Source organism: Paraburkholderia sp. J63, assembly GCF_905220245.1.
In the GTDB taxonomy this organism is placed as follows: domain Bacteria; phylum Pseudomonadota; class Gammaproteobacteria; order Burkholderiales; family Burkholderiaceae; genus Paraburkholderia.
In genome coordinates this window covers 1-262 of sequence record NZ_CAJMZF010000220.1, presented here as the reverse complement: position 1 = coordinate 262, position 262 = coordinate 1, and the positions used below count along the sequence as shown (strand labels likewise).

At 67.9% G+C, this 262-nt stretch carries 1 pseudogene; it reads right to left on the bottom strand.

Features of this window, described 5'->3' with window-relative positions:
- A pseudogene (gene glyA / locus U5775_RS39260) lies at nt 1–262 on the bottom strand (serine hydroxymethyltransferase); the annotation flags it as partial.

Genomic DNA, 262 nt, shown 5'->3' with positions numbered 1-262 from the left:
ACCGCGCGTCGTGCCCGCCGGCGTGCCCAGGCGAACGCCCGAGGTGACCGTGGGCTTTTCCGTATCGAACGGGATGCCGTTCTTGTTGCAGGTGATGCCGGCGCGCTCGAGCGCCTGCTCGACCTGATTGCCCTTGAGGCCCTTGGGACGCAGGTCCACGAGCAGCAGATGGTTGTCGGTGCCGCCCGTGACCAGATCCACGCCGCCCGCCTTCAGCACGTCGCCCAGCGCCTGCGCATTGGCGAGCACGCTGTCGATATAG